Source organism: Streptomyces sp. NPDC025273, assembly GCF_040638585.1.
Classification (GTDB): domain Bacteria; phylum Actinomycetota; class Actinomycetes; order Streptomycetales; family Streptomycetaceae; genus Streptomyces; species Streptomyces cinereorectus.
In genome coordinates this window covers 38,342-61,430 of the sequence record NZ_JBEZYP010000020.1, presented here as the reverse complement: position 1 = coordinate 61,430, position 23,089 = coordinate 38,342, and the positions used below count along the sequence as shown (strand labels likewise).

Genomic DNA, 23,089 nt, shown 5'->3' with positions numbered 1-23,089 from the left:
GTCGCATAGGACCCCTCTCTCCTCCGGCTGACGCGTCCATCGGGCACTCCGAGTACCGCAACCCCACGTGGCATCTAGTTGTGCCCAACCACGTCAGAGACCAGGAGACACCACTTCCGTGGCAGTCAAGATCAAGCTGAAGCGTCTGGGCAAGATCCGTTCGCCTCACTACCGCATCGTCGTCGCCGACTCCCGTACCCGCCGTGACGGCAGGGCCATCGAGGAGATCGGCCTGTACCACCCGGTGCAGAACCCCTCGCGCATCGAGGTCAACGCAGAGCGCGCGCAGTACTGGCTGTCCGTCGGCGCCCAGCCGACCGAGCCCGTCCTCGCGATCCTGAAGCTCACCGGTGACTGGCAGGCCCACAAGGGTCTTCCGGCCCCCGCGCCGCTGCTGCAGCCGGAGCCCAAGGCTGACAAGCGCGCCCTGTTCGAGGCCCTGACCACGGACGGCGACGAGGCCAAGGGTGAGGCCATCACCCCGAAGGCCAAGAAGTCGGACAAGAAGGCGGACGAGGCGGCCGACGCTGCTGCGTCCACCGAGTCGACCGAGGCCTGAGCATGCTCGAGGAGGCTCTTGAGCACCTCGTGAAGGGCATCGTCGACAACCCCGACGATGTGCAGGTCGCCTCGCGTGACCTGCGCCGTGGACGCGTACTCGAGGTCCGGGTTCACCCCGACGACCTCGGCAAGGTGATCGGCCGCAACGGCCGCACCGCACGCGCCCTGCGTACCGTCGTGGGTGCCATCGGCGGCCGTGGTATCCGTGTCGACCTCGTCGATGTGGACCAGGTTCGCTGAAAGAGTTGAACACCGGCCGGGGCCGGGGAGGGCTTTCGAGCCGTCCCCGGCCTTTGTCGTCCCTACATCACCACCGGGAGAAGTAGCGTGCAGTTGGTAGTTGCGCGGATCGGTCGCGCCCACGGCATCAAGGGCGAGGTCACCGTCGAGGTGCGCACCGACGAGCCCGAGCTCCGGCTCGGGCCCGGGGCCGTCCTGGCCACCGAGCCGGCGGAGACGGGGCCCCTGACGATCGAGGCCGGCCGGGTGCACAGCGGCAGGCTGCTGCTGCGGTTCGCGGGCGTACGGGACCGTACGGCGGCCGAGGCACTCCGCAACACCCTGCTGATCGCCGACGTGGACCCGGCGGAACTCCCCGAGGACCCCGAGGAGTTCTACGACCACCAGCTGATGGACCTCGACGTGGTCCTCGCGGACGGTACGGAGATCGGCCGGATCACCGAGATCACGCACCTGCCCTCCCAGGACCTGTTCATCGTGGAGCGCCCGGACGGCAGCGAGGTGATGATCCCGTTCGTCGAGGAGATCGTCAGCGAGATCGATCTGGAGGAGCAGCGGGCCGTCATCACACCGCCGCCCGGCCTGATCGACGAGAGCGAGGCCGTCGTCGTGTCCGCGCGCGACACGGAGGACGGCGACGGGACCGCCGGGACGCCGGACGACGCCGCCGGCGACGGGGCGACGAAGGGCGACGCGTGATGCGGCTCGACGTCGTCACGATCTTCCCCGAGTACCTGGAACCGCTGAACGTCTCGCTCGTGGGCAAGGCGCGCTCCCGTGGCCGTCTGGACGTGCACGTCCACGACCTGCGCGACTGGACGCACGACCGGCACAACACGGTGGACGACACCCCGTACGGCGGCGGCCCCGGGATGGTCATGAAGACCGGGCCGTGGGGCGAGGCCCTGGACGAGGCGCTGGCCGACGGCTACGAGGCGGGGGCGCGTTCCCCCGTGCTCGTGGTGCCCACCCCGAGCGGGAGGCCGTTCACCCAGGAGCTGGCCGTCGAGCTCTCGGAGCGGCCGTGGCTGATCTTCGCCCCCGCGCGGTACGAGGGTATCGACCGCCGGGTGACGGAGGAGTACGCCACCCGGATGCCGGTCGTGGAGGTGTCCATCGGGGACTACGTCCTGGCCGGCGGGGAAGCCGCCGTCCTGGTGATCACGGAGGCGGTGGCCCGGCTGCTGCCCGGCGTGCTCGGCAACGCCGAATCACACCGGGACGACTCCTTCGCGCCCGGAGCCATGGCCGACCTGCTCGAAGGACCGGTGTACACGAAGCCGCCCGAGTGGCGTGGGCGCGGTATTCCGGACGTCCTGCTCAGCGGCCACCACGGCAGGATCGCCCGCTGGCGCAGGGACGAGGCCTTCCGCCGGACCGCGCTGAACCGGCCGGATCTCATTGAACGTTGCGACGCGGCAGGCTTCGACAAGAAGGACCGCGAGATCCTCTCCATCCTCGGCTGGTCCCCGGAGCCCGACGGACGATTTTGGCGCAGGCCCGAGGCCGTGGAAGAATAGGTCCGCTGTACGTCCGGCGTGCGCCCCTGCCACAGGGGGAAAGACGCCCGCCCGATGTGATCAGCATCCGAACTTCACCCTCTCCCGTCGATGACCTGTGGCATCGGCGAAGAAAGCAGACAACATGGCTTCCCTGCTCGATGGCGTCAACGCCGCCTCGCTCCGTACCGACCTCCCGGCGTTCCGCCCCGGTGACACGGTCAACGTCCACGTGCGCGTGATCGAGGGCAACCGCTCCCGTATCCAGCAGTTCAAGGGCATCGTCATCCGCCGTCAGGGCTCTGGCGTCAGCGAGACCTTCACGGTCCGCAAGGTCTCCTTCAGCGTCGGCGTCGAGCGCACCTTCCCGGTGCACAGCCCGATCTTCGAGAAGATCGAGCTCGTCACCCGCGGTGACGTCCGTCGCGCCAAGCTGTACTTCCTCCGTGAGCTGCGCGGCAAGGCCGCGAAGATCAAGGAGAAGCGCGACCGCTGATTCACCTCCGGCGTTCACAGCGGGGCCGGATAGAATCCGGCTCCGATGGACACGGAAGCACAGCACATGGAGCGCGATCGCTCCTCCGCCCCCGCAGACGGGACGGAGGAGGGGTCGCGCTTCACGCATGTCACGGACCGTTCCGCCGACTCGATGTCCTGGGGGCGGGCCGTCTCCCTCGGGATGCTCTGCACGGTCGCCCTGCTGCTGTTCAGCGCGTTCGTGCTGCAGCCCTTCCTCATACCCAGCGGCTCGATGGAACCCACGCTGAAGGTGGGGGACCGGGTGCTCGTCAACAAACTGGCGTACCGTTTCGGCTCCGAGCCACGGCGGGGCGACGTGGTGGTCTTCGACGGCACCGGCTCCTTCGTGCAGGAGACGCCCGGGGAGAACGCCGTGACCGCGCTCCTGCGCGGGGCTGCCGCCTCCCTGGGGCTGGCCGAACCCGCCGAGACCGACTTCGTGAAGCGGGTGGTGGGCGTGGGGGGCGATCGCGTGGTCTGCTGCGACAAGCAGCGGAGGCTCGAGGTGAACGGCAGTCCGGTGGACGAGGATTACCTGCATCCGGGCGACAGACCGTCCGAGGTCGCCTTCGACATCGTGGTGCCCGACGGCACGCTGTGGGTGATGGGCGACCACCGCAGCAACTCCCGTGATTCCCGCGACCACCTGGGGCAGCCCGGGGGCGGCATGGTGCCCGTCGACCGGGTGATCGGACGCGTGGACTGGCTGGGCTGGCCGCTCGGCAGGCTCGGCTCCCTGGAGGGCACCGGCGCCTTCACCGGCATCCGGCCGGCGGGCGCCTCGCATGGGTAACCGGGGGCGCAGGCGCGGAGATCCGGACACGGACGTTCCGCTGCCCACCGGGAGCCGGCCGGCCGCGGCCCGCTCGCTGCCGACCCGGGCCGAACGCCGGAAACTGGCCCGCAAGGTGAAGCGCCGCCGGCGCAGGTCCGTGATCAAGGAGATACCGCTCCTCGTCCTGGTGGCGCTGCTGATCGCGCTGGTGCTCAAGACCTTCCTCGTCCAGGCCTTCGTGATCCCGTCCGGATCGATGGAGCAGACCATCCGGATCGGCGACCGGGTCCTGGTGGACAAGCTGACACCGTGGTTCGGCTCCGAACCGCAGCGCGGTGACGTCGTCGTCTTCAAGGACCCCGGCGGCTGGCTGCAGCAGGAGAACGCCGACACCCAGGACCCGCCGGTCGGCGTCAAACAGGTCAAGGAACTCCTGACGTTCATCGGGCTGCTGCCCTCCGACGACGAGCAGGATCTGATCAAGCGTGTGGTGGCCGTCGGGGGCGACACCGTGAAGTGCTGCGGTACGGACGGCAAGGTCACGGTCAACGGCACGGCGCTCGACGAGCCCTACCTGCATCCCGGCAACGAGCCGTCCACGCTCCCGTTCGAGGTGAAGGTTCCGCAGGGCCGCATCTTCGTGATGGGCGATCACCGGTCCAATTCCGCGGACTCCCGTTTCCACCTCGACGAACCGGGCAAGGGCACGGTCTCGCAGGACGAGGTCGTGGGACGGGCCGTCGTGATCGCCTGGCCGTTGGGTCACTGGCGGGGACTGGAGGAACCCGGGACGTTCGCCTCGGTCCCCGACAGGAGCGCCGGGACGACGGCGGAGGCCGTCCCGTCGAATAGTGTGTCCTCCCAGGATCGCAACGGAATGGTCCTGCTCCCGACCCCTGCGGAACTCCCGCTCGTTATGGGAGTGGTGGGCCTGCGCCGAATCACGCGCGGGCGGTGGCACGGAGTGAGGAGTGGATGTGGGGGATTTGGCGGTCGGCGCACGATCCGGACACGACGAACCCGAGGACCGGCCTTCGAGCGGCGGGATCCCGGTGGCGGCGGAGGGTGACGACGACTCCCGGGGCGGTAGTACGGCGCAGAAGAAGCCGCGCTCCTTCTGGAAGGAATTGCCGATCCTCGTCGGCATCGCGCTCATTCTCGCGCTGCTGATCAAGACGTTCCTGGTGCAGGCGTTCTCGATTCCCTCGGACTCCATGCAGAACACGTTGCAGCGGGGCGACCGGGTGCTGGTCGACAAGCTGACGCCGTGGTTCGGCTCGGAGCCGGAGCGCGGCGAGGTCGTCGTCTTCCACGACCCGGGCGGCTGGCTCGAGGACACCGCGACGCCCGAGCCGAACGCGGTGCAGAAGTTCCTGAGCTTCATCGGACTGATGCCGTCCGCCGAGGAGAAGGACCTGATCAAGCGCGTGATCGCGGTCGGCGGCGACACGGTCCAGTGCAAGAAGAACGGGCCGGTGACGGTCAACGGCAAGGCGCTGGACGACAAGTCGTTCATCTTCGCGGGCAACAGCGCCTGCGACGACGAGCCCTTCGGGCCGATCCACGTGCCCGAGGGCCGGATCTGGGTGATGGGCGACCACCGTCAGAATTCGCTGGACTCCCGCTACCACCAGGAACTGCCCGGGCAGGGAACGGTGTCCACGGACGAGGTCGTCGGACGGGCCATCGTCATCGCCTGGCCGGTCAACCGCTGGTCGACCCTGCCGGTCCCCGGCACCTTCGACCAGCCGGGGCTGAACGCCGCGGCCGCCGTGGCGCCGGGAGCACTGGGTGTAGCCGGAGCGCTGCCCCTCGTGTTCTGGCGTCGCCGGAGGCTGACCAGCGGGCGTACCGCCGGGTAGGGTGCCGACTCGGATCAGCGATTGTCGATCTCCGATGGGGGAGCGCTGGGATGAGCGGAACAGGACGTACGGATGGCGGCCGCGGCCGGTTCGGCAACGCGTTGTCGAACCTGGCCGTGGCCGTCGGCTGTGTGCTCTTCCTCGGCGGCTTCGCCTGGGGAGCGGTGGTGTACAAGCCGTACACCGTGCCGACCGACTCGATGTCCCCGACGGTGAACGCCGGTGAACGGGTGCTCGCGCAACGGATAGAGGGCGCCGACGTACGGCGCGGTGATGTGGTCGTCTTCACGGATTCGGCCTGGGGCGACGTGCCGATGGTGAAGCGGGTCGTCGGAGTGGGCGGCGACGAGGTCGCGTGCTGCGACGAGGACGGTCGGCTGACCATCGACGGCAAGCCCATCGAGGAACCGTATCTGCAGGCGAAGGGGGCCACGCTCGCTCCGGCCGACGGCGGAGGTCCGGCCTCCGTCCAGGACTTCACGGCCGCCGTGCCCGAGGGACAGATCTTCCTGCTCGGGGACGAGCGCGCGACCTCGTTGGACTCCCGGGTCCACCTGGAGGACCCGGGGCAGGGGTCGGTTCCGCGCGGTGCCGTGGAGGCACGGGTGGATGCCGTGGCATGGCCCATGAAGGGCATGCTCGACCGGCCGGCGGCCTTCGCGGCCCTGCCCGGCGGGGTGTCGTCCAGCGGGCCGCTGCCGCTGCAGATCGGGGCTCTGGTGGCGGGTGTGCTCCTGATCCTCGGAGGGGCCGCCTACGGGCCGCTCGCGGCCCGCTCCGCCCGCAGGACCCCGCCGAGGGTGCCCTCCGGTGACCGCTGAGACACGCAAGGTCGCACGGATCGTGCTCCTGGACCCGGACGACCGGATCCTGCTGCTCCACGGATTCGAGCCCGCGGACCCGGCGACGAGTTGGTGGTTCACGCCGGGCGGCGGTCTGGAGGGCTGCGAGAGCCGGGAGGAAGCGGCACTGCGCGAGCTCGCCGAGGAAACGGGGATCACGGACGTCCGGCTCGGCCCCGTGCTGTGGACGCGGATCTGCTCCTTCCCGTTCGACGGGCGGCGCTGGGACCAGGACGAGTGGTACTTCCTGGCTCGAACGGCACAGACCGTCACGGACCAGAAGGGCCTCACGGAACTGGAGCGGCGCAGTGTTGCCGGTCTGAGGTGGTGGACTTCCGCCGAACTTCTCACGACGCGTGAGACGGTGTACCCGACCAGGCTCGCCGGGCTGCTGCGCACGCTGCTCGACGAGGGTCCCCCACGCGTTCCGCTGGTTCTCGCCCCCGAAATCGTCTAATCGGCCAGGGGTGCGGGCGGTTGACGCACAATGGGGGGACGCACGGCTGAAGGGGAACATGCCATGAGCGCCGAGGACCTCGAGAAGTACGAGACCGAGATGGAGCTGAAGCTCTACCGGGAGTACCGCGATGTCGTCGGTCTGTTCAAATACGTGATCGAGACCGAGCGGCGCTTCTACCTCACGAACGACTACGAGATGCAGGTGCACTCGGTGCAGGGCGAGGTCTTCTTCGAGGTCTCCATGGCGGACGCGTGGGTCTGGGACATGTACCGGCCCGCCAGGTTCGTCAAGCAGGTTCGCGTGCTGACCTTCAAGGACGTGAACATCGAGGAGCTCAACAAGAGCGATCTCGAACTTCCGGGCAGCTGATCGCCCTCCCCCGGTCGGGGCCGTTTCGCTCGTCCGGGTGGCCGGGTTATCCACAACGGCCGGGTTATCCACCAAGATCCAACAGATCGGGCGGGGCGCGTCAGAGTCGGTGCCGGAGGTGGTGCCGATATGAACGCACGGGGCGCACTCGGGCGGTACGGCGAGGACGTGGCGGCGCGGCTGCTGGCCGACGCCGGCATGTCCGTACTGCAGCGCAACTGGCGCTGTCGCACGGGAGAGATCGACATCGTGGCCAGGGACGGCGACGCGGTGGTCGTCTGCGAGGTGAAGACCCGCAGGACGGGCTCCTTCGAGCATCCGATGGAGGCCGTCACCCCTGCCAAGGCGGACCGGCTGCGCCGGCTCGCCGAGGTCTGGCTCGACCGGCACGGCGGGCCGCCGCCGGGCGGGGTCCGGATCGATCTGGTCGGCGTGATCCTGCCCCGGCGCGGGGCGCCGGTCGTCGAGCATGTGCGGGGCGTGGCCTGATGGGGTTCGCGCGGGCGTGTTCGGTGGCGCTGGTGGGCGTCGAGGGCGTGGTGGTGGAGGTCCAGGCCGACCTGGAGCCGGGCGTGGCGGCGTTCACGCTGGTCGGGCTGCCGGACAAGAGCCTGGTGGAGAGCCGGGACCGGGTCAGGGCTGCTGTGGTGAATTCCGGGGCGGAGTGGCCGCAGAAGAAGCTCACGGTGGGGCTGTCCCCGGCCTCCGTGCCCAAGGCCGGCTCGGGTTTCGATCTCGCTGTCGCGTGTGCGGTGCTCGGCGCGGCGGAGCGGATCGACCCGGCGGCGATCGCCGACGTGGTGATGATCGGGGAGCTGGGCCTCGACGGCCGGGTGCACCCGGTGCGCGGGGTGCTGCCGGCGGTGCTCGCGGCGGCGGAGGCGGGCTACCGCCAGGTCGTCGTTCCCGAGCACACCGCGGGGGAGGCGGCCCTGGTGCCAGGCGTCTCCGTGCTGGGCGTGCGGAGTCTGCGCCAGCTCATCGCCGTGCTCGGCGACGAACCCGTGCCGGACGAGCCGGCCGCCGACCGGGGCCGTCCCGACGCCGTACCGTCCGGGCTGATGGTGCCCGGTGCGGGAGTCGGCGCAGGACTGGCTGCGCTGGGTGCCGCGGGCACGGGACACCGGCCCGATCTGGCGGACGTCGCGGGCCAGGCCAGGGCGCGCAAGGCACTGGAGGTCGCGGCGGCGGGCGGTCACCATCTGCTGCTCTCGGGGCCGCCCGGTGCGGGGAAGACCATGCTGGCCGAACGGCTCACGGCGATCCTGCCACCGCTGACCCGGCAGGAGTCCCTCGAAGTGACGGCGGTGCACTCCGTGGCGGGAATCCTCCCGCAGGGCGAACCCCTGGTGACCAGGGCGCCGTACTGCGCACCGCACCACTCGGCGACGATGCAGTCGCTCGTGGGCGGCGGCAACGGCCTGCCGAGGCCCGGAGCGGTCTCCTTGGCCCACAGGGGTGTGCTCTTCCTGGACGAGGCGCCGGAATTCTCGGGGCGGGCGCTGGACGCGCTGCGCCAGCCCCTGGAATCCGGGCACGTGGTGGTCGCCCGGGCTGCTGGGGTGGTGCGGCTGCCCGCCCGCTTCCTGATGATCCTGGCCGCGAACCCCTGCCCGTGCGGTCGGCACACACTGGCCGGTGCGGGCTGCGAATGCCCGCCCTCGGTGGTCCGCCGGTACCAGGCCCGGCTCTCCGGCCCGCTGCTGGACCGGGTGGACCTGCGGGTCGAGGTCGAGCCGGTCGGCCGGGCGGACCTGATGGGACGCGGGGGCCGGGGGGAGTCCTCCGACGAGGTCGCCGCCCGGGTGCGGCAGGCCAGGGTACGGGCCGCGGACCGGCTGGCAGGCACTCCGTGGACCACCAACAGCGAAGTGCCGGGCCACGAGCTGCGCACCCGGCTGCTCGCGGCGCCCGGAGCGCTGATCGCGGCCGAGCGGGACATGGAGCGGGGCGTCCTCACCGCCAGGGGCCTGGACCGGGTCCTGCGCGTGGCATGGACGGTGGCCGACCTACGAGCCGCCGACCGCCCGGACGCCTCCGACATCGCGGTGGCCCTGGAGCTGCGGACCGGCATCCACCGAGGCGTCCCGATGCAAGCGGGTGCCCGGTGAACGGCCCGCCGGCCGACGACGGCGGGCCGGCCGTCGGCGACGGCGAGCGGATGGCGCGGGCCGCCCTGACCCGGGTGTTCGAGCCGGGGGACGAACGAGGAGGCCGCTGGCTCCGCGAGATCGGCCCCGTCGAGCTGATACGGCGTCTCACCAGCGGGGACGGCACGGCGCGGACGCTGGGGGGAATGACCGCCGCACGTCTCGCCGGCTACCGGTTGCGGGCCGCGACGGCCGACCCCGGCCGGGACCTGGCGGACGCGGCCGCGATCGGCGGGCGGTTCGTCTGTCCCGGCGACCGGGAATGGCCCACCCAGCTCGACGACCTGGGTGACGCGCGGCCCATCGGGCTCTGGGTGCGCGGGCGGCCCGACCTGCGGCGGTGGGCGCTGCGTTCGGTCGCCGTGGTGGGTGCCCGGGCCTGCACACCGTACGGGGCGCACATGGCGGCGACCCTCGGTGCCGGATTGGCCGAGCGGGGCTGGGTGGTGGTCTCCGGCGCGGCGTTCGGGGTCGACGGCGCCGCCCACCGTGGGGCGCTGGCCGCAGGCGGGGCGACCCTGGCGGTGCTGGCCTGCGGGGTGGACGTCCCCTATCCCCGGGGGCACGCCGAGCTCATCGGACGGATGGTGGAACAGGGTCTGGTCATCGGCGAGTTGCCGCCTTCGGAACATCCGACACGCAGCAGATTCATCCTCCGGAACCGGGTGATCGCCGCGCTCACGCGAGGCACGGTCGTGGTGGAGGCCGAATATCGCAGCGGTTCGCTGGTCACGGCCAGGAACGCGCAGCGGCTGGGCCGTTTCACCATGGGGGTGCCGGGGCCCGCCACCAGCGGACTGTCGGCCGGAGTCCATGAACTCCTGCGGGGCGAGGGTGTCCTCGTCACCGACGCCGCCGAAATCTCCGAACTGGTGGGAGAGATGGGAGACCTCGCCCCCGCGGGCAGGGGCCCCGTGCTGCCCCGGGACCTGCTCGACGACGCCTGCGCACGGGTCCTGGAGGCGCTGCCCGGGAAGGGGACGATGTGCGGGCGGGACGTGGCCCGCGCCGCGGGGACGTCGACGGATGAAGCGCTCGGACGGTTGTACGAACTGCACTCACTGGGGTTCGTCGAACGTGAGGGCGACGGATGGCGGTTGACGCCGGGGCCGACACGCGATGAGGACGCGCGGCGAGGCGGTACTTGACCCGGGGCATTCGGGTGAAAAGGTGATGCAGACGACCTCGGCGGTGCCTGGTCGTGCCTCCGGAGCCGGTGAACGGCGAGCGACCGGGGGCCGGCCATGTCCGACGACGCGGGAAATGAAACGGAATCACACAGCGCGGATCCATTGTCCAGCGCGCACCGCAACACTTCGGTCACGCTACGCTCACAAGGAATCCGCCCCAGAGACACGTCCCAGCACTTCACGGCAGAACGGCTCAAGGCACCACATGCCCCAGCACACCTCCGGGTCTGACCGCGCGGCAGTACCACCGGCTGCGCGTGGCACTGTGCGCCCTCCAGCCCCTTCCTCGCTCGACGAGTTGTGGCGTTCCTACAAGTCCACGGGGGACGAGCGGCTGCGGGAGCAGCTGATCCTGCACTACTCACCGCTGGTCAAGTACGTGGCGGGGCGGGTCAGTGTGGGTCTGCCGTCCAATGTGGAGCAGGCGGACTTCGTCTCCTCGGGGGTCTTCGGACTGATCGACGCCATCGAGAAGTTCGACATCGAGCGCGCCATCAAGTTCGAGACCTACGCGATCACCAGGATCCGCGGCGCGATGATCGACGAACTCCGGGCACTGGACTGGATCCCGAGGTCCGTGCGGCAGAAGGCGCGCAACGTCGAACGCGCCTACGCCACCCTGGAGGCACAGCTGCGGCGTACACCCTCGGAGGCCGAGGTCGCCGCCGAGATGGGCATCGCGCTGGAGGAACTGCACGCTGTTTTCAGCCAGTTGTCGCTTGCCAATGTGGTGGCACTGGAGGAGCTGCTGCATGCCGGCGGCGAGGGCGGCGACCGGCTGAGCCTGATGGACACCCTTGAGGACACCGCGGCCGACAACCCGGTCGAGGTCGCCGAGGACCGCGAGCTGAGACGGCTGCTCGCCCGCGCCATCAACACACTTCCGGAGCGGGAGAAGACCGTGGTCACCCTCTACTACTACGAGGGCCTCACCCTCGCCGAGATCGGAAACGTCCTCGGGGTCACCGAGAGCCGCGTCAGCCAGATCCACACGAAGTCGGTGCTGCAGCTCCGGGCGAAACTGGCCGACGCCGGACGCTGATCCGGGGCGGCTTCGGCCACCCGGCCGCAGACACGCACATCCCGTCGGACACCCGCCGCCGTAGAGTGGAGGCGTGCCCAGGATTCGAGCGGCCTCCGTGGCCGAGCACCGGACCATGCAGCGCGGCGCCCTCCTGGACGCCGCGCGCTCCCTGCTGTCCGAGGGCGGTACGGAGGCGCTCACCTTCCCCGCCCTCGCCGAGCGCACGGGCCTCGCCAGGTCCTCCGTCTACGAGTACTTCCGCTCCCGCGCGGCCGTGGTCGAGGAACTCTGCGCCGTCGACTTCCCCCTCTGGGCGGCCGAGGTCGAGAACGCCATGGACCGGGCCGGTACACCCGAGGAGAAGATCGAGGCGTACGTGCGCCGGCAGCTCGGTCTGGTCGGGGACCGGCGGCACCGTGCCGTCGTCGCGATCTCGGCGAGCGAGCTGGACGCGGGCGCGCGGGAGAAGATCCGGGCGGCGCACGGCGGACTGATCACCATGATCGTCGAGGCCCTGGGCGATCTGGGCCACACCGAGCCCCGGCTCGCCGCGATGCTGCTGCAGGGCTCCGTGGACGCGGCGGTGCGCCGCATCGAGCTGGGCGCGGAGGAGCCGGGCGTGGTCGCCGACGCCGCCGTGGCCATGGTCCTGCGCGGCGTACGGGGCTGAGCAGGCCACCACGCCACGCGGCCGTGGCCACGAGCAGCGCCGCGAGTGGTCCGTACGCCGCCCGTCCGTACCCTGTCACGTCGTACCCCGCCGTTCCGTATCCCCTCGCGCCGTACTCCGCCGTGCCCTGACCGGCCGTCCGCCGGGCCGGAGCTGCCCGCGGCAGCGGAACGCCGAACACCGGGAGCAGCCGGGACGGCCCCCTGCGCAGCAGTGACGGCGGGAGCATCGACAGCGGATCCAGGTAGACGTCGCCGCGCCGCAGTCCCCAGTGCAGACAGCCGGACGCGCAGTGGGACGGGCCCGGACCGGCCACTCCCACCGCCTGTCCCGCCACCACCTCGTCGCCCTCTTCGACCCGCGCCCGGACCGGCTCGTACGTGAAGCGCAGTGCGGGCTCCCCGCTCCCGGCCACCTCGACGGAGAGCACCCCACGTCCTGCCACCTGCCCCGCGAACGCGACCCGGCCCGAGGCCGCCGCCCGCACCGGAGTCCCCGGCGGGGCGGCGAGGTCGACGCCGCGGTGGCCCGGCCCGTACGGACCGGCGGGCGGCTCCCAGCCCCGGACGACGAGGGGCCGGCCGGCGAGCGGCCACGCCCGGTCTCCGGCCGGTGCCTCGATCCGCGGTGCGGCCCCGGCGCAGTGTCCTCCCAGGAACACCGTGAGCAGTGTCGCCAGCACGGTCATCAGTGCCGTCGAGACCTGCCGCGCAGGCGGGACGGCGCGGGGCCGGTGCGGGGTCGCTCCAGGTGTGCGGTGCATGACGCAACGATCTCCCGGCGGCCCGTCCTGCGGGGATCATGGTCCCGATCTGTGGAAAGCCGACCGGTTGTGGATATCGCCGTCACCCGGCACCCGACGGGTCCCGTACACTTCTTCTGGCGATCCGGGTCACCGGGTCGACTTCGCACGCCCCGCCACCTCCCTCTCTGCGGAGGTGGCCGCGCTCCTCGGTCCCTCGTGGCACGGCGCGTCGGGGCGTCAGGCGCGACAGCAATCCTGCGGTCGCGATAACCGAGCACCTCAAGGAGTACGGCCATGGCCGTCGTCACGATGCGGGAGCTGCTGGAAAGCGGCGTCCACTTCGGTCACCAGACCCGTCGCTGGAACCCGAAGATGAAGCGCTTCATCTTCACCGAGCGCAACGGCATCTACATCATCGACCTGCTCCAGTCGCTGTCGTACATCGACCGCGCCTACGAGTTCGTCAAGGAGACCGTCGCCCACGGCGGCTCCATCATGTTCGTGGGTACGAAGAAGCAGGCCCAGGAGGCCATCGCCGAGCAGGCGACGCGCGTCGGCATGCCGTACGTCAACCAGCGTTGGCTCGGTGGCATGCTCACCAACTTCTCCACCGTCTACAAGCGCCTTCAGCGTCTGAAGGAGCTCGAGCTCATCGACTTCGAGGACGTGGCCGCCTCCGGCCTCACCAAGAAGGAGCTCCTGGTCCTCTCCCGCGAGAAGGCCAAGCTGGAGAAGACCCTCGGTGGTATCCGCGAGATGCAGAAGGTGCCGAGCGCCGTCTGGATCGTCGACACCAAGAAGGAGCACATCGCCGTCGGTGAGGCGCGCAAGCTCCACATCCCGGTCGTCGCGATCCTCGACACCAACTGCGACCCCGACGAGGTCGACTACAAGATTCCGGGCAACGACGACGCGATCCGCTCCGTCACCCTGCTCACCCGCGTGATCGCCGACGCCGTCGCCGAGGGCCTCATCGCCCGTTCCGGTGCCGCCACCGGTGACTCGAAGCCGGGCGAGAAGGCCGCCGGCGAGCCGCTCGCCGAGTGGGAGCGTGACCTGCTCGAGGGCGAGAAGAAGGACGACGCCGAGGTTCAGTCCTCCGCCGAGACCGAGAAGGCCGCCGACGCCGAGCCGGCCACCGCCGCTGCCGAGCAGGACGAGGCCCCGGCCGCCGAGGCCCCCGCCGCCGAGGCCGAGGCTCCGGCCGCGGACGGCGAGCAGGCCTGACCCCGTCAGTCACGGCTGAAGACGGCGGGGGCCGGTGCGCAGGCACCGCCCCCGCCGTTCACCCGTAGATCTTTCAGACTTCGAGAGAGAAAACAGACTCATGGCGAACTACACCGCCGCTGACGTCAAGAAGCTCCGCGAGCTCACCGGCGCCGGCATGATGGACTGCAAGAAGGCGCTCGACGAGGCCGACGGCAACGTCGACGGCGCCGTCGAGGCGCTCCGTATCAAGGGCCAGAAGGGCGTCGCCAAGCGCGAAGGCCGTTCTGCCGAGAACGGTGCCGTCGTCTCCCTCATCTCCGAGGACAAGACGTCCGGCGTCCTGCTCGAGCTGAAGTGCGAGACGGACTTCGTCGCCAAGGGCGAGAAGTTCCAGACCGTCGCCAACACGCTCGCCGCGCACGTCGCCGCGACCTCCCCGGCCGACATCGAGGCGCTCCTCGCCTCGGAGATCGAGGCCGGCAAGACCGTCCAGGCGTACGTGGACGAGGCCAACGCCAACCTCGGCGAGAAGATCGTCCTGGACCGCTTCGCGCAGTTCACCGGCGGTTACGTGGCTGCGTACATGCACCGCACGATGCCCGACCTCCCGCCGCAGGTCGGCGTCCTCGTCCAGCTGGACAAGGAGAACGCCGAGGTCGCCAAGGACGTCGCGCAGCACATCGCCGCCTTCGCCCCGAAGTACCTCAACCGCGACGAGGTCCCGGCCGAGACGGTCGAGAACGAGCGTCGTGTCGCCGAGGCCACCTCGCGCGAGGAGGGCAAGCCCGAGGCCGCCCTCCCGAAGATCGTCGAGGGTCGCGTCAACGGCTTCTTCAAGGAGGTCGTCGTCCTCGAGCAGGCCTTCGCCAAGGACAACAAGAAGTCGGTCCAGAAGGTCCTGGACGAGGCCGGTGTCAGCCTGACGCGCTTCGCGCGCATCAAGGTCGGCATCTGAGTCCGTCCGCGAACAACGGTGGACCCCGATAGGGTCTGGTGCAGTCGTCGGCCGCACTCAGCCGGACGACCGCAGAACTGACGAGGAGGCCATTGCCGCTGAGGGACAGCAGACCCACGGCAATGGCCTTCTTCGTATGTGCACGAGGAGAATCTCCATGAACAAGGGCGCGGACGCCACACACGGTGACCACAAGCGCGACGACGGCACGATTTCCGGACGCTTCATGCTGAAGCTGTCCGGCGAGGCGTTCGCCGGCGGCGGGGGTCTCGGTGTCGACCCCGATGTCGTGCACGCCATCGCCCGCGAGATCGCCGCGGTCGTACGCGACGGCGCGGAGATCGCGGTCGTCATCGGCGGCGGCAACTTCTTCCGTGGCGCCGAGCTCCAGCAGCGGGGCATGGACCGGGCGCGGTCCGACTACATGGGCATGCTCGGCACGGTCATGAACTGCCTGGCGCTGCAGGACTTCCTGGAGAAGGAGGGCATCGACTCGCGCGTCCAGACCGCCATCACCATGGGCCAGGTCGCGGAGCCCTACATCCCGCTCCGTGCCGTACGGCACCTGGAGAAGGGGCGAGTCGTGATCTTCGGTGCCGGTATGGGCATGCCGTACTTCTCCACCGACACGACGGCCGCCCAGCGTGCCCTGGAGATCGACGCCGAGGCGCTCCTGATGGGCAAGAACGGGGTGGACGGGGTCTACGACTCCGACCCGAGGACCAACCCCGGCGCGGTGAAGTTCGACGCACTGGAGTACGGCGAGGTGATCGCCCGCGACCTCAAGGTCGCCGACGCCACCGCGATCACGCTCTGCCGCGACAACCAGCTCCCGATCCTTGTCTTCGAGCTGACCACGGAAGGCAATATCGCCCGCGCGGTCAAGGGTGAGAAGATCGGCACGCTCGTGAGCGACGAGAGCACCCGGGCCTGACGGCCCAAAGGATGGACAACGGCCTGCCGGTCGGACACCGTGCAGGTGAGGACGCGACGCAGGATCCGCAGGGCCCGACGACGCCGGGCCCACTCAAGACACGCAGGAGCACGTGGTGATCGAAGAAATCCTCCTCGAGGCCGAGGAGAAGATGGAGAAGACCGTCGTGGTCGCCAAAGAGGACTTTGCCGCGATCCGTACCGGCCGTGCGCACCCGGCGATGTTCAACAAGATCGTCGCCGACTACTACGGCGCGCTGACCCCGATCAACCAGCTGGCCTCGTTCTCGGTTCCCGAGCCGCGGATGGCCGTGGTGACTCCGTTCGACAAGACCGCACTGCGCAACATCGAGCAGGCGATCCGCGACTCCGACCTCGGCGTCAACCCGAGCAACGACGGCAACATCATCCGAGTGACGTTCCCGGAGCTCACGCAGGACCGCCGCAAGGAGTACATCAAGGTCGCGAGGACCAAGGCCGAGGACTCCAAGATCTCGATCCGGGCCATCCGCCGCAAGGCCAAGGAGACGCTCGACAAGCTCGTCAAGGACAAGGAGTCCGGCGAGGACGAGGTCCGCCGCGCGGAGAAGGAGCTCGACGACACCACCGCGAAGTACGTCGCGCAGGTGGACGAGCTGCTCAAGCACAAGGAAGCCGAGCTGCTCGAGGTCTGATGAACGACTCTTCCTGGGGCGCCCCGCAGGGAGCCGGTTACTGGGGCGCGCCCGAGATGGGGGCCGCTCCGGCGGGTCCTGCTCACGATGTGTACGGCGCCCAGCAGACTCGGCCCATGCCCATCGTGCCGGACGTTCCCGACGCAGGTAGAGACGCTGACGACCGGAACAGGGACGCCGCGGCGCGTGTCAGCGGCCCCCTGTTCCGTGACGAGAAGCCGCAGGAGCCCATGTCCACCCCGTTGCCGTCGCCCCCGCCGCACAAGAAGCGTGCGGGGCGTGATCTGCGTGCTGCCATAGGGGTAGGCCTCGGGCTCGGCGCGGTCGTCGCCGGGTCGCTCTTCATCGTGAAGGCCGTCTTCGTCGGCGTGGTCGTGCTCGCGGTGGTGGTGGGGCTCTGGGAGCTCACCTCCCGCCTCGAGGAGCGCAAGGGGATCAACGCCCCCCTCGTGCCGCTCGCCGTCGGCGGCGCCGCCATGGTGGTCGCCGGCTACGTGCGGGACGCGGAGGGCGCCTGGGTCGCCATGGCGCTCACAGCTCTCGCGGTCCTCGTCTGGCGGATGACGGAGTCACCGGAGGGCTACCTCAAGGACGTCACGGCCGGTGTCTTCGCCGTGTTCTACGTGCCGTTCCTGGCGACGTTCGTCAGCATGATGCTCACCGCGGACGACGGTTCGTGGCGGGTGCTGACCTTCCTGCTGCTCACGGTGGTCGCCGACACGGGTGCGTACGCCGTCGGCTGGCGCTTCGGCACGCACAAGCTGGCACCTCGCATCAGTCCCGGGAAGACCCGCGAGGGCCTGTTCGGCGCGATCGGCTTCGCGATGGCCGCCGGTGCGCTGTGCATGCAGTTCCTGATCGACGACGGCAGCTGGTGGCAGGGACTGCTGCTGGGCCTCGCCGTAGCCGCCAGCGCCACGCTCGGCGACCTGGGCGAGTCCATGATCAAGCGGGATCTCGGCATCAAGGACATGGGCACGCTGCTGCCGGGCCACGGCGGCATCATGGACCGGCTCGACTCACTGCTGCCGACCGCGCCGGTCGTCTGGCTGCTGCTGGTGCTGTTCGTCGGATCCGGCTGAACAGGTTCCGTGGGCATGCTGCCTGACCTGCGGTTTTTCGAGTGAGGGTCCGTTGTCCACAGGGCGGCGGGCCCTCACTCGTATGTCTGCGACACTTGAAGAACCATGCCTAAGCCCGGAGAACTCCAGTTTGTCGCGCCCCGCGGAGCCAAGCAGCCGCCGCGGCACCTCGCCGACCTCACCCCCGACGAGCGCAAGGAAGCAGTCGCCGCGACCGGCGAGAAGCCCTTCCGCGCCAAGCAGCTGTCGCAGCACTACTTCGCGCGGTACGCGCACCGGCCGGCCGAGTGGAGCAACATCCCGGCCGGTTCACGGGACAAGCTCGCCGAGGCGCTGTTCCCCGACCTGATGTCCGTGGTGCGCCACATCAGCTGTGACGAGGACACCACCCGTAAGACGCTCTGGAAGCTGCACGACGGGACGCTCGTCGAGTCCGTCCTCATGCGCTATCCGGACCGGGTGACGATGTGCATCTCGTCGCAGGCCGGGTGCGGGATGAACTGCCCGTTCTGCGCGACCGGGCAGGCCGGCCTCGACCGCAATCTGTCGACCGCCGAGATCGTGCACCAGATCGTGGACGGGATGCGGGCGCTGCGCGACGGCGAGGTCCCGGGCGGACCCGCGCGGCTGTCCAACATCGTCTTCATGGGCATGGGCGAGCCCCTGGCCAACTACAAGCGGGTGGTCGGGGCGATCCGACGGCTGACGGATCCGGAGCCGGACGGCCTCGGACTCTCGCAGCGCGGGATCACCGTCTCCACGGTGGGCCTGGTGCCGGCCATGCTGCGCTTCGCCGACGAGGGCTTCAAGTGCCGCCTCGCCGTCTCGCTGCACGCCCCGGACGACGAGCTGCGCGACACCCTCGTCCCCGTCAACACCCGCTGGAACGTCCGTGAGGTCCTGGACGCGGCGTGGGAGTACGCGGACAAGTCCGGCCGCCGCATCTCCATCGAGTACGCGCTGATCCGCGACATCAACGACCAGGCCTGGCGGGGTGACCGGCTGGGCCGGCTGCTCAAGGGCAAGCGGGTCCATGTCAACTTGATCCCGCTGAACCCGACGCCCGGCTCCAAGTGGACCGCCTCGCGGCCCGAGGACGAGAAGGCGTTCGTCGAGGCGATCGCCGCCCACGGTGTGCCCGTCACGGTCCGGGACACCCGCGGCCAGGAGATCGACGGAGCCTGCGGCCAGCTCGCCGCCTCCGAGCGTTGAGACTCCGGTCCGGCCCGGTGGGCCCGGGCCGTACCGGCCGGGCGGAGCCCGGTGCGCGGGGCCGGTACGGCCGGTGCACCGGGCTGATCCGGCCGGTGTAGCCTGGTCCGAAAATCAACTTCATATTCCGACAGGGGAGCGCCACAGCGCTGAGAGTGCGGCACCGAGGACAGGTCGGCCGCAGACCCTCTGAACCTCGCCCGGGTCATTCCGGGTAGGAAGTTCGGACCTTACTCAAGCTGTTGCGCCCTGCCCGCTCACCGAGTGGGCGGGGCCGCGTCTCTTCCTGGTCACGCCCAGGAGGAATCACACATGAACACCACCACGAAGTACGCCGCGACGGCGCTCGCCGCCGCGCTCGGCGTCACCGTGCTCGCCGGCTGCGGCGGCTCCGACGACGAGCCCGAAGGCTCCGGGCGCTCCCGGACCGTCACCCTGGTCAGCCATGACTCCTTCAACGCCTCGGACTCCGTCCTGAAGGCGTTCACGAAGGAGACCGGTTACAAGATCAAGGTGCTGAAGAGCGGCGACGCGGGCGCCGCGCTCAACCAGGAGATCCTGACCAAGGGCTCCCCGCGCGGTGACGTCTTCTTCGGCGTCGACAACACGCTGCTCTCCCGCGCGCTGGACAACGGTCTGTTCACGCCGTACGAGGCGAAGGGCCTCGACCGTGTCGCGGCCGACGCCCAGCTCGATGCCACCGGGCACCGGGTCACGCCCGTGGACACCGGCGACATCTGCGTCAACTATGACAAGAAGTATTTCGCGGACAAGAAGCTCGACCCGCCGCAGTCCTTCGAGGACCTGCTGAAGCCCGCGTACAAGAACCTCCTCGTCACCGAGAACGCCGCGACCTCCTCGCCCGGCCTCGGCTTCCTCCTCGGCACGGTCGCCACCTACGGCGAGACCGGCTACCAGGACTACTGGAAGAAGCTGAAGGACAACGGGGTCAAGGTCGTCGACGGCTGGGAGCAGGCGTACAACGAGGAGTTCTCCGGCTCCGCGGGCGGCAGGAAGACCAAGGCGGACCGGCCGCTCGTCGTCTCCTACGCCTCCAGCCCGCCCGTCGAGGTGCTGTACGCCGAACCGCAGCCCACCGAGGCCCCCACCGGGGTCTCCACCGGCACCTGCTTCCGTCAGATCGAGTTCGCCGGCCTGCTGGACGGCGCGAAGAACGAGGCGGGCGGCAAGGCGCTGCTGGACTTCCTGATCAGCAAGCAGTTCCAGGAGGACATGCCGCTCAACATGTTCGTGAACCCGGTCGCGAAGGACGCCGAGCTGCCCGAGCTCTTCACGAAGTTCGGTGAGACCGTCGGCAAGCCGGCGACGGTGGCGCCGGAGAAGATCGCCAAGAACCGTGAGCAGTGGGTCCAGTCATGGTCCTCGCTCGTCGTGAAGTAGCCACCCCGCCCGCGGTCAGGGGCAGGGGCGACGCGCGTGGGAACGCGGTGCGGTTCGGCCTGATGGCCGTGCCCGTCGCGTTCTTCGCGCTGTTCTTCGCCTACCCCGTCGTCGCGATCGTCGGCCGGGGTCTCAGGACGGACGGCGTCTGGCAGTCCGGCCGGATCGGCGAGGTGCTGAGCCGGCCGGACATCCTGGACGTCCTCTGGTTCACGACCTGGCAGGCCCTCGCCTCGACCGGGCTCACCCTGCTGATCGCGTTGCCCGGCGCCTACGTCCTCGCCCGGTTCGACTTCCCCGGCAAACACCTGCTGCGTGCCGTCGTGACCGTGCCGTTCGTCCTGCCGACGGTCGTCGTGGGTACGGCGTTCCTGGCGGTGCTGGGGCGCGGCGGGTTCCTCGACGAGCTATGGGGCGTCCGGCTCGACACGACGGTGTGGGCGATCCTGCTCGCCCACGTGTTCTTCAACTACGCGGTCGTCGTACGGACCGTCGGCGGCCTGTGGGCGCAGCTCGACCCCCGCCAGGAAGAGGCCGCCCGGGTGCTCGGAGCCGGACGCCTCACCGCCTGGCGGCGGGTGACCCTGCCCGCTCTGGCCCCGGCCGTGGCAGCCGCGGCCCTGATGGTCTTCCTCTTCACCTTCACCTCCTTCGGAGTCGTCCAGATCCTCGGCGGCCCCGCGTACTCCACGCTGGAGGTGGAGATCTACCGGCAGACCGCCCAACTGCTGGACCTGCCGACGGCCGCCGTGCTGACCCTGGTGCAGTTCGCCGCGGTCGGCGGGGTCCTCGCCGCACACGCGTGGACCGTGCGGCGCAGGGAGACGGCGCTCAAGCTGGTCGACCCGGCACAGACCGCCCGCCCGCCGCGCGGCGCAGGGCAGCGGGTGCTGGTCGGCGGGGTGCTGCTGACCGTCCTGCTGTTGATCGTGGTGCCGCTCGGCGTGCTGGTGGAACGCTCCCTGGACACCTCCGGCGGCCACGGGTTCGGCTTCTACCGCGCCCTGCAGTCCGCCGAGGCGAGCGGCTCCACCTTCCTGGTCCCGCCGCTCGATGCCATCGGGAACTCGCTGCGGTACGCCGTCGTCGCCACCCTCATCGCCCTCGTGATCGGCGGTCTCGCCGCAGCGGCCCTGACCCGGCGGGCGGGACCTCTGGTGCGCGGCTTCGACGCGCTGCTGATGCTGCCGCTCGGGGTGTCCGCGGTCACCGTCGGCTTCGGCTTCCTGATCACGCTCGACGAACCGCCGCTCGATCTGCGCACGTCCTGGATCCTCGTACCGCTCGCACAGGCGCTCGTGGGCGTCCCCTTCGTCGTACGCATCATGCTGCCCGTCCTGCGGGCGGTCGACGGCCGGCTGCGGGAGGCGGCGGCGGTGCTCGGTGCCTCGCCGCTGCGGGCCTGGCGCGAGGTCGACCTGCCGCTGGTGCGCCGTGCGCTGCTGGTGGCCGCCGGCTTCGCGTTCGCCGTGTCGCTCGGCGAGTTCGGCGCGACCGTGTTCATCGCACGTCCCGACAACCCCACCCTGCCGGTGGCGGTCGCGAGACTGCTGGGACGGTCCGGCGAGCTCAACTACGGACAGGCGATGGCCCTCAGCACGATCCTGATGATCGTCTGCGCGGTGTCGCTGCTCCTGCTCGAACGTATCCGCACCGACCGATCCGGGGAGTTCTAGAGATGCTGGCACTGGAGTCGGTCACCGTCCGCTTCGGGGAGCGGACCGCCCTGGACTCGGTGGACCTGGAGGTCGCCGACCACGAGATCGTCTGTGTCCTGGGACCGAGCGGCAGCGGCAAGTCGACACTGCTTCGGGTCGTCGCCGGGCTCCGGCGGCCGGACGGCGGACGGGTGCTCCTGGACGGTGCCGACCAGGCCGCGGTGCCCGTGCACCGGCGCGGGCTCGGCCTGATGTTCCAGGACCATCAGCTCTTCCCGCACCGGGACGCCGGCGCGAATGTCGCGTTCGGACTGCGGATGCGCGGGGTCTCCCGCGCGGAGCGCGACCGCAGGGCCGACGAACTCCTCGACCTGGTCGGCCTGCCCGGCGCCGGACGGCGGGCGGTCGCCGCCCTGTCCGGCGGCGAGCAGCAGCGCGTGGCCCTCGCCCGGGCGCTGGCACCCCGCCCGAGACTGCTGATGCTGGACGAACCGCTGGGACAGCTGGACCGGAGCCTGCGCGAACGGCTCGTCGTCGAACTCCGCACCCTCTTCGGCCGGCTGGGTACGACGGTGCTCGCCGTCACCCACGACCAGGGCGAGGCCTTCGCCCTCGCCGACCGGGTGGTGGTGATGCGGGAGGGCCGGATCGCCCAGGCGGGCACCCCGCTGGAGGTCTGGCAGCGGCCCGCGTCCGCTTTCGTCGCCCGTTTCCTCGGCTTCGACAACGTGGTGGAGGCGACGGTGACCGGCACGGCCGCCGACACCGTCTGGGGCAAGGTGCCGGTGCCGGACGGTTCGCCCGGGGGCCGGTGCGAGCTGCTGGTGCGGCCCGCCGGGGTGCGGATCGGCGGGCCGGAGGACGGGCTGCGCTGCACCGTGGGCCCGCGCGTCTTCCGGGGCCACCATGTCGCCGTGACCCTGTACCCCGGCGGCGGGCCCGCCCTGGAGGCGGAGTGCGGACTGCGAGAGACCCCGCAGGAGGGCGCCGTGGTCGGCGTGACGTTCGACGCGGCGGAGACCGTGGTCCTGCCCCCGGCCGGCCCGCGCTGACACGACG

The 23,089-nt window shown here is 70.4% G+C and carries 25 protein-coding genes, 1 pseudogene and 1 riboswitch; of the genes and pseudogenes, 25 read left to right on the top strand and 1 reads right to left on the bottom strand.

Annotated elements, in window-relative coordinates; translation table 11 throughout:
* Positions 1 to 118: 118 nt before the first annotated feature.
* The 16 genes from rpsP to AB0F38_RS26785 all read left to right on the top strand — a co-directional run bounded on the left by rpsP (position 119) and on the right by AB0F38_RS26785 (position 12,161).
* Positions 119 to 559 carry a 30S ribosomal protein S16 gene (rpsP, locus tag AB0F38_RS26860; RefSeq protein ID WP_361898457.1) on the top strand — a complete coding sequence of 147 codons (441 nt, stop codon included), beginning with the start codon at positions 119 to 121 and terminating at the stop codon, positions 557 to 559.
* 2 nt (positions 560 to 561) lie between these two features.
* Positions 562 to 801, top strand: coding sequence for an RNA-binding protein (locus AB0F38_RS26855; RefSeq protein ID WP_014153811.1), 240 nt, complete (start codon positions 562 to 564; stop codon positions 799 to 801).
* A gap of 87 nt (positions 802 to 888) precedes the next feature.
* Complete coding sequence (gene rimM / locus AB0F38_RS26850; RefSeq protein WP_361898454.1) at positions 889 to 1,500, top strand: ribosome maturation factor RimM; 612 nt, start codon at positions 889 to 891, stop codon at positions 1,498 to 1,500.
* Positions 1,500 to 2,321, top strand: a complete 822-nt coding sequence (trmD, locus tag AB0F38_RS26845; RefSeq protein WP_361898575.1) for a tRNA (guanosine(37)-N1)-methyltransferase TrmD — start codon at positions 1,500 to 1,502, stop codon at positions 2,319 to 2,321. The genes rimM and trmD overlap by 1 nt, the downstream gene beginning before the upstream one ends.
* A 124-nt stretch (positions 2,322 to 2,445) precedes the next feature.
* Complete coding sequence (rplS, locus tag AB0F38_RS26840; RefSeq protein ID WP_014048592.1) at positions 2,446 to 2,796, top strand: 50S ribosomal protein L19; 351 nt, start codon at positions 2,446 to 2,448, stop codon at positions 2,794 to 2,796.
* A gap of 45 nt (positions 2,797 to 2,841) precedes the next feature.
* On the top strand, positions 2,842 to 3,612 hold the full coding sequence (gene lepB / locus AB0F38_RS26835) for a signal peptidase I (RefSeq protein ID WP_361898451.1): 771 nt from the start codon (positions 2,842 to 2,844) through the stop codon (positions 3,610 to 3,612).
* Positions 3,605 to 4,663 carry a signal peptidase I gene (gene lepB / locus AB0F38_RS26830; protein ID WP_361898448.1) on the top strand — a complete coding sequence of 353 codons (1,059 nt, stop codon included), beginning with the start codon at positions 3,605 to 3,607 and terminating at the stop codon, positions 4,661 to 4,663. Before lepB (AB0F38_RS26835) ends, lepB (AB0F38_RS26830) begins: the two co-directional genes overlap by 8 nt.
* The gene (gene lepB, locus AB0F38_RS26825; protein WP_361898572.1) at positions 4,581 to 5,456 is read left to right on the top strand and encodes a signal peptidase I; all 876 of its coding nucleotides are present in this window, start codon (positions 4,581 to 4,583) and stop codon (positions 5,454 to 5,456) included. Before lepB (AB0F38_RS26830) ends, lepB (AB0F38_RS26825) begins: the two co-directional genes overlap by 83 nt.
* A gap of 50 nt (positions 5,457 to 5,506) precedes the next feature.
* The gene (gene lepB, locus AB0F38_RS26820) at positions 5,507 to 6,277 is read left to right on the top strand and encodes a signal peptidase I (protein WP_361898445.1); all 771 of its coding nucleotides are present in this window, start codon (positions 5,507 to 5,509) and stop codon (positions 6,275 to 6,277) included.
* Positions 6,267 to 6,755 (top strand): NUDIX hydrolase, encoded by a 489-nt coding sequence (locus AB0F38_RS26815; protein ID WP_361898443.1) that lies wholly within the window; start codon positions 6,267 to 6,269, stop codon positions 6,753 to 6,755. The genes lepB (AB0F38_RS26820) and AB0F38_RS26815 overlap by 11 nt, the downstream gene beginning before the upstream one ends.
* A 63-nt stretch (positions 6,756 to 6,818) precedes the next feature.
* Positions 6,819 to 7,127 (top strand): DUF2469 domain-containing protein, encoded by a 309-nt coding sequence (locus AB0F38_RS26810; protein WP_005311352.1) that lies wholly within the window; start codon positions 6,819 to 6,821, stop codon positions 7,125 to 7,127.
* Positions 7,128 to 7,256: 129 nt separating this feature from the next.
* Complete coding sequence (locus AB0F38_RS26805; protein WP_361898440.1) at positions 7,257 to 7,616, top strand: YraN family protein; 360 nt, start codon at positions 7,257 to 7,259, stop codon at positions 7,614 to 7,616.
* Positions 7,616 to 9,238: a YifB family Mg chelatase-like AAA ATPase gene (locus AB0F38_RS26800; protein ID WP_361898437.1), complete on the top strand. Its 1,623-nt coding sequence runs from the start codon at positions 7,616 to 7,618 to the stop codon at positions 9,236 to 9,238. The genes AB0F38_RS26805 and AB0F38_RS26800 overlap by 1 nt, the downstream gene beginning before the upstream one ends.
* 50 nt (positions 9,239 to 9,288) lie before the next feature.
* Positions 9,289 to 10,425: a DNA-processing protein DprA gene (gene dprA / locus AB0F38_RS26795; RefSeq protein WP_361898569.1), complete on the top strand. Its 1,137-nt coding sequence runs from the start codon at positions 9,289 to 9,291 to the stop codon at positions 10,423 to 10,425.
* A 247-nt stretch (positions 10,426 to 10,672) separates the two neighbouring features.
* Positions 10,673 to 11,509 carry an RNA polymerase sigma factor WhiG gene (whiG, locus tag AB0F38_RS26790; RefSeq protein ID WP_361898434.1) on the top strand — a complete coding sequence of 279 codons (837 nt, stop codon included), beginning with the start codon at positions 10,673 to 10,675 and terminating at the stop codon, positions 11,507 to 11,509.
* Positions 11,510 to 11,606: 97 nt separating this feature from the next.
* Complete coding sequence (locus tag AB0F38_RS26785; RefSeq protein WP_361898566.1) at positions 11,607 to 12,161, top strand: helix-turn-helix domain-containing protein; 555 nt, start codon at positions 11,607 to 11,609, stop codon at positions 12,159 to 12,161.
* A gap of 75 nt (positions 12,162 to 12,236) precedes the next feature.
* Here the strand turns inward: AB0F38_RS26785 and AB0F38_RS26780 are convergent.
* A pseudogene (locus AB0F38_RS26780) lies at positions 12,237 to 12,924 on the bottom strand (M23 family metallopeptidase).
* Between the two features lie 276 nt (positions 12,925 to 13,200).
* Here AB0F38_RS26780 and rpsB point away from each other — a divergent pair.
* From rpsB to AB0F38_RS26735, 9 genes are all read left to right on the top strand, one after another.
* Positions 13,201 to 14,133, top strand: a complete 933-nt coding sequence (gene rpsB / locus AB0F38_RS26775) for a 30S ribosomal protein S2 (protein WP_361898431.1) — start codon at positions 13,201 to 13,203, stop codon at positions 14,131 to 14,133.
* A 100-nt stretch (positions 14,134 to 14,233) separates the two neighbouring features.
* Complete coding sequence (gene tsf, locus AB0F38_RS26770) at positions 14,234 to 15,070, top strand: translation elongation factor Ts (protein ID WP_361898428.1); 837 nt, start codon at positions 14,234 to 14,236, stop codon at positions 15,068 to 15,070.
* 157 nt (positions 15,071 to 15,227) lie between these two features.
* Positions 15,228 to 16,004: a UMP kinase gene (gene pyrH, locus AB0F38_RS26765; protein ID WP_361898425.1), complete on the top strand. Its 777-nt coding sequence runs from the start codon at positions 15,228 to 15,230 to the stop codon at positions 16,002 to 16,004.
* Between the two features lie 115 nt (positions 16,005 to 16,119).
* The gene (gene frr, locus AB0F38_RS26760; protein WP_056791162.1) at positions 16,120 to 16,677 is read left to right on the top strand and encodes a ribosome recycling factor; all 558 of its coding nucleotides are present in this window, start codon (positions 16,120 to 16,122) and stop codon (positions 16,675 to 16,677) included.
* Entirely contained in the window at positions 16,677 to 17,759 is a 1,083-nt protein-coding gene (locus AB0F38_RS26755) for a phosphatidate cytidylyltransferase (RefSeq protein ID WP_361898421.1), read from the top strand. The genes frr and AB0F38_RS26755 overlap by 1 nt, the downstream gene beginning before the upstream one ends.
* Positions 17,760 to 17,864: 105 nt before the next feature.
* Positions 17,865 to 18,971, top strand: coding sequence for a 23S rRNA (adenine(2503)-C(2))-methyltransferase RlmN (gene rlmN / locus AB0F38_RS26750; protein ID WP_361898418.1), 1,107 nt, complete (start codon positions 17,865 to 17,867; stop codon positions 18,969 to 18,971).
* A gap of 122 nt (positions 18,972 to 19,093) precedes the next feature.
* A riboswitch (TPP riboswitch) is annotated at positions 19,094 to 19,210 on the top strand.
* A gap of 73 nt (positions 19,211 to 19,283) precedes the next feature.
* The gene (locus tag AB0F38_RS26745) at positions 19,284 to 20,372 is read left to right on the top strand and encodes a thiamine ABC transporter substrate-binding protein (RefSeq protein WP_361898416.1); all 1,089 of its coding nucleotides are present in this window, start codon (positions 19,284 to 19,286) and stop codon (positions 20,370 to 20,372) included.
* 62 nt (positions 20,373 to 20,434) lie between these two features.
* A complete protein-coding gene (locus AB0F38_RS26740; protein ID WP_361898563.1) occupies positions 20,435 to 22,048 on the top strand; it encodes an iron ABC transporter permease in 1,614 nt (537 codons plus the stop codon).
* 2 nt (positions 22,049 to 22,050) lie between these two features.
* Positions 22,051 to 23,082, top strand: a complete 1,032-nt coding sequence (locus AB0F38_RS26735; RefSeq protein ID WP_361898413.1) for an ABC transporter ATP-binding protein — start codon at positions 22,051 to 22,053, stop codon at positions 23,080 to 23,082.
* Positions 23,083 to 23,089 lie beyond the last annotated feature (7 nt).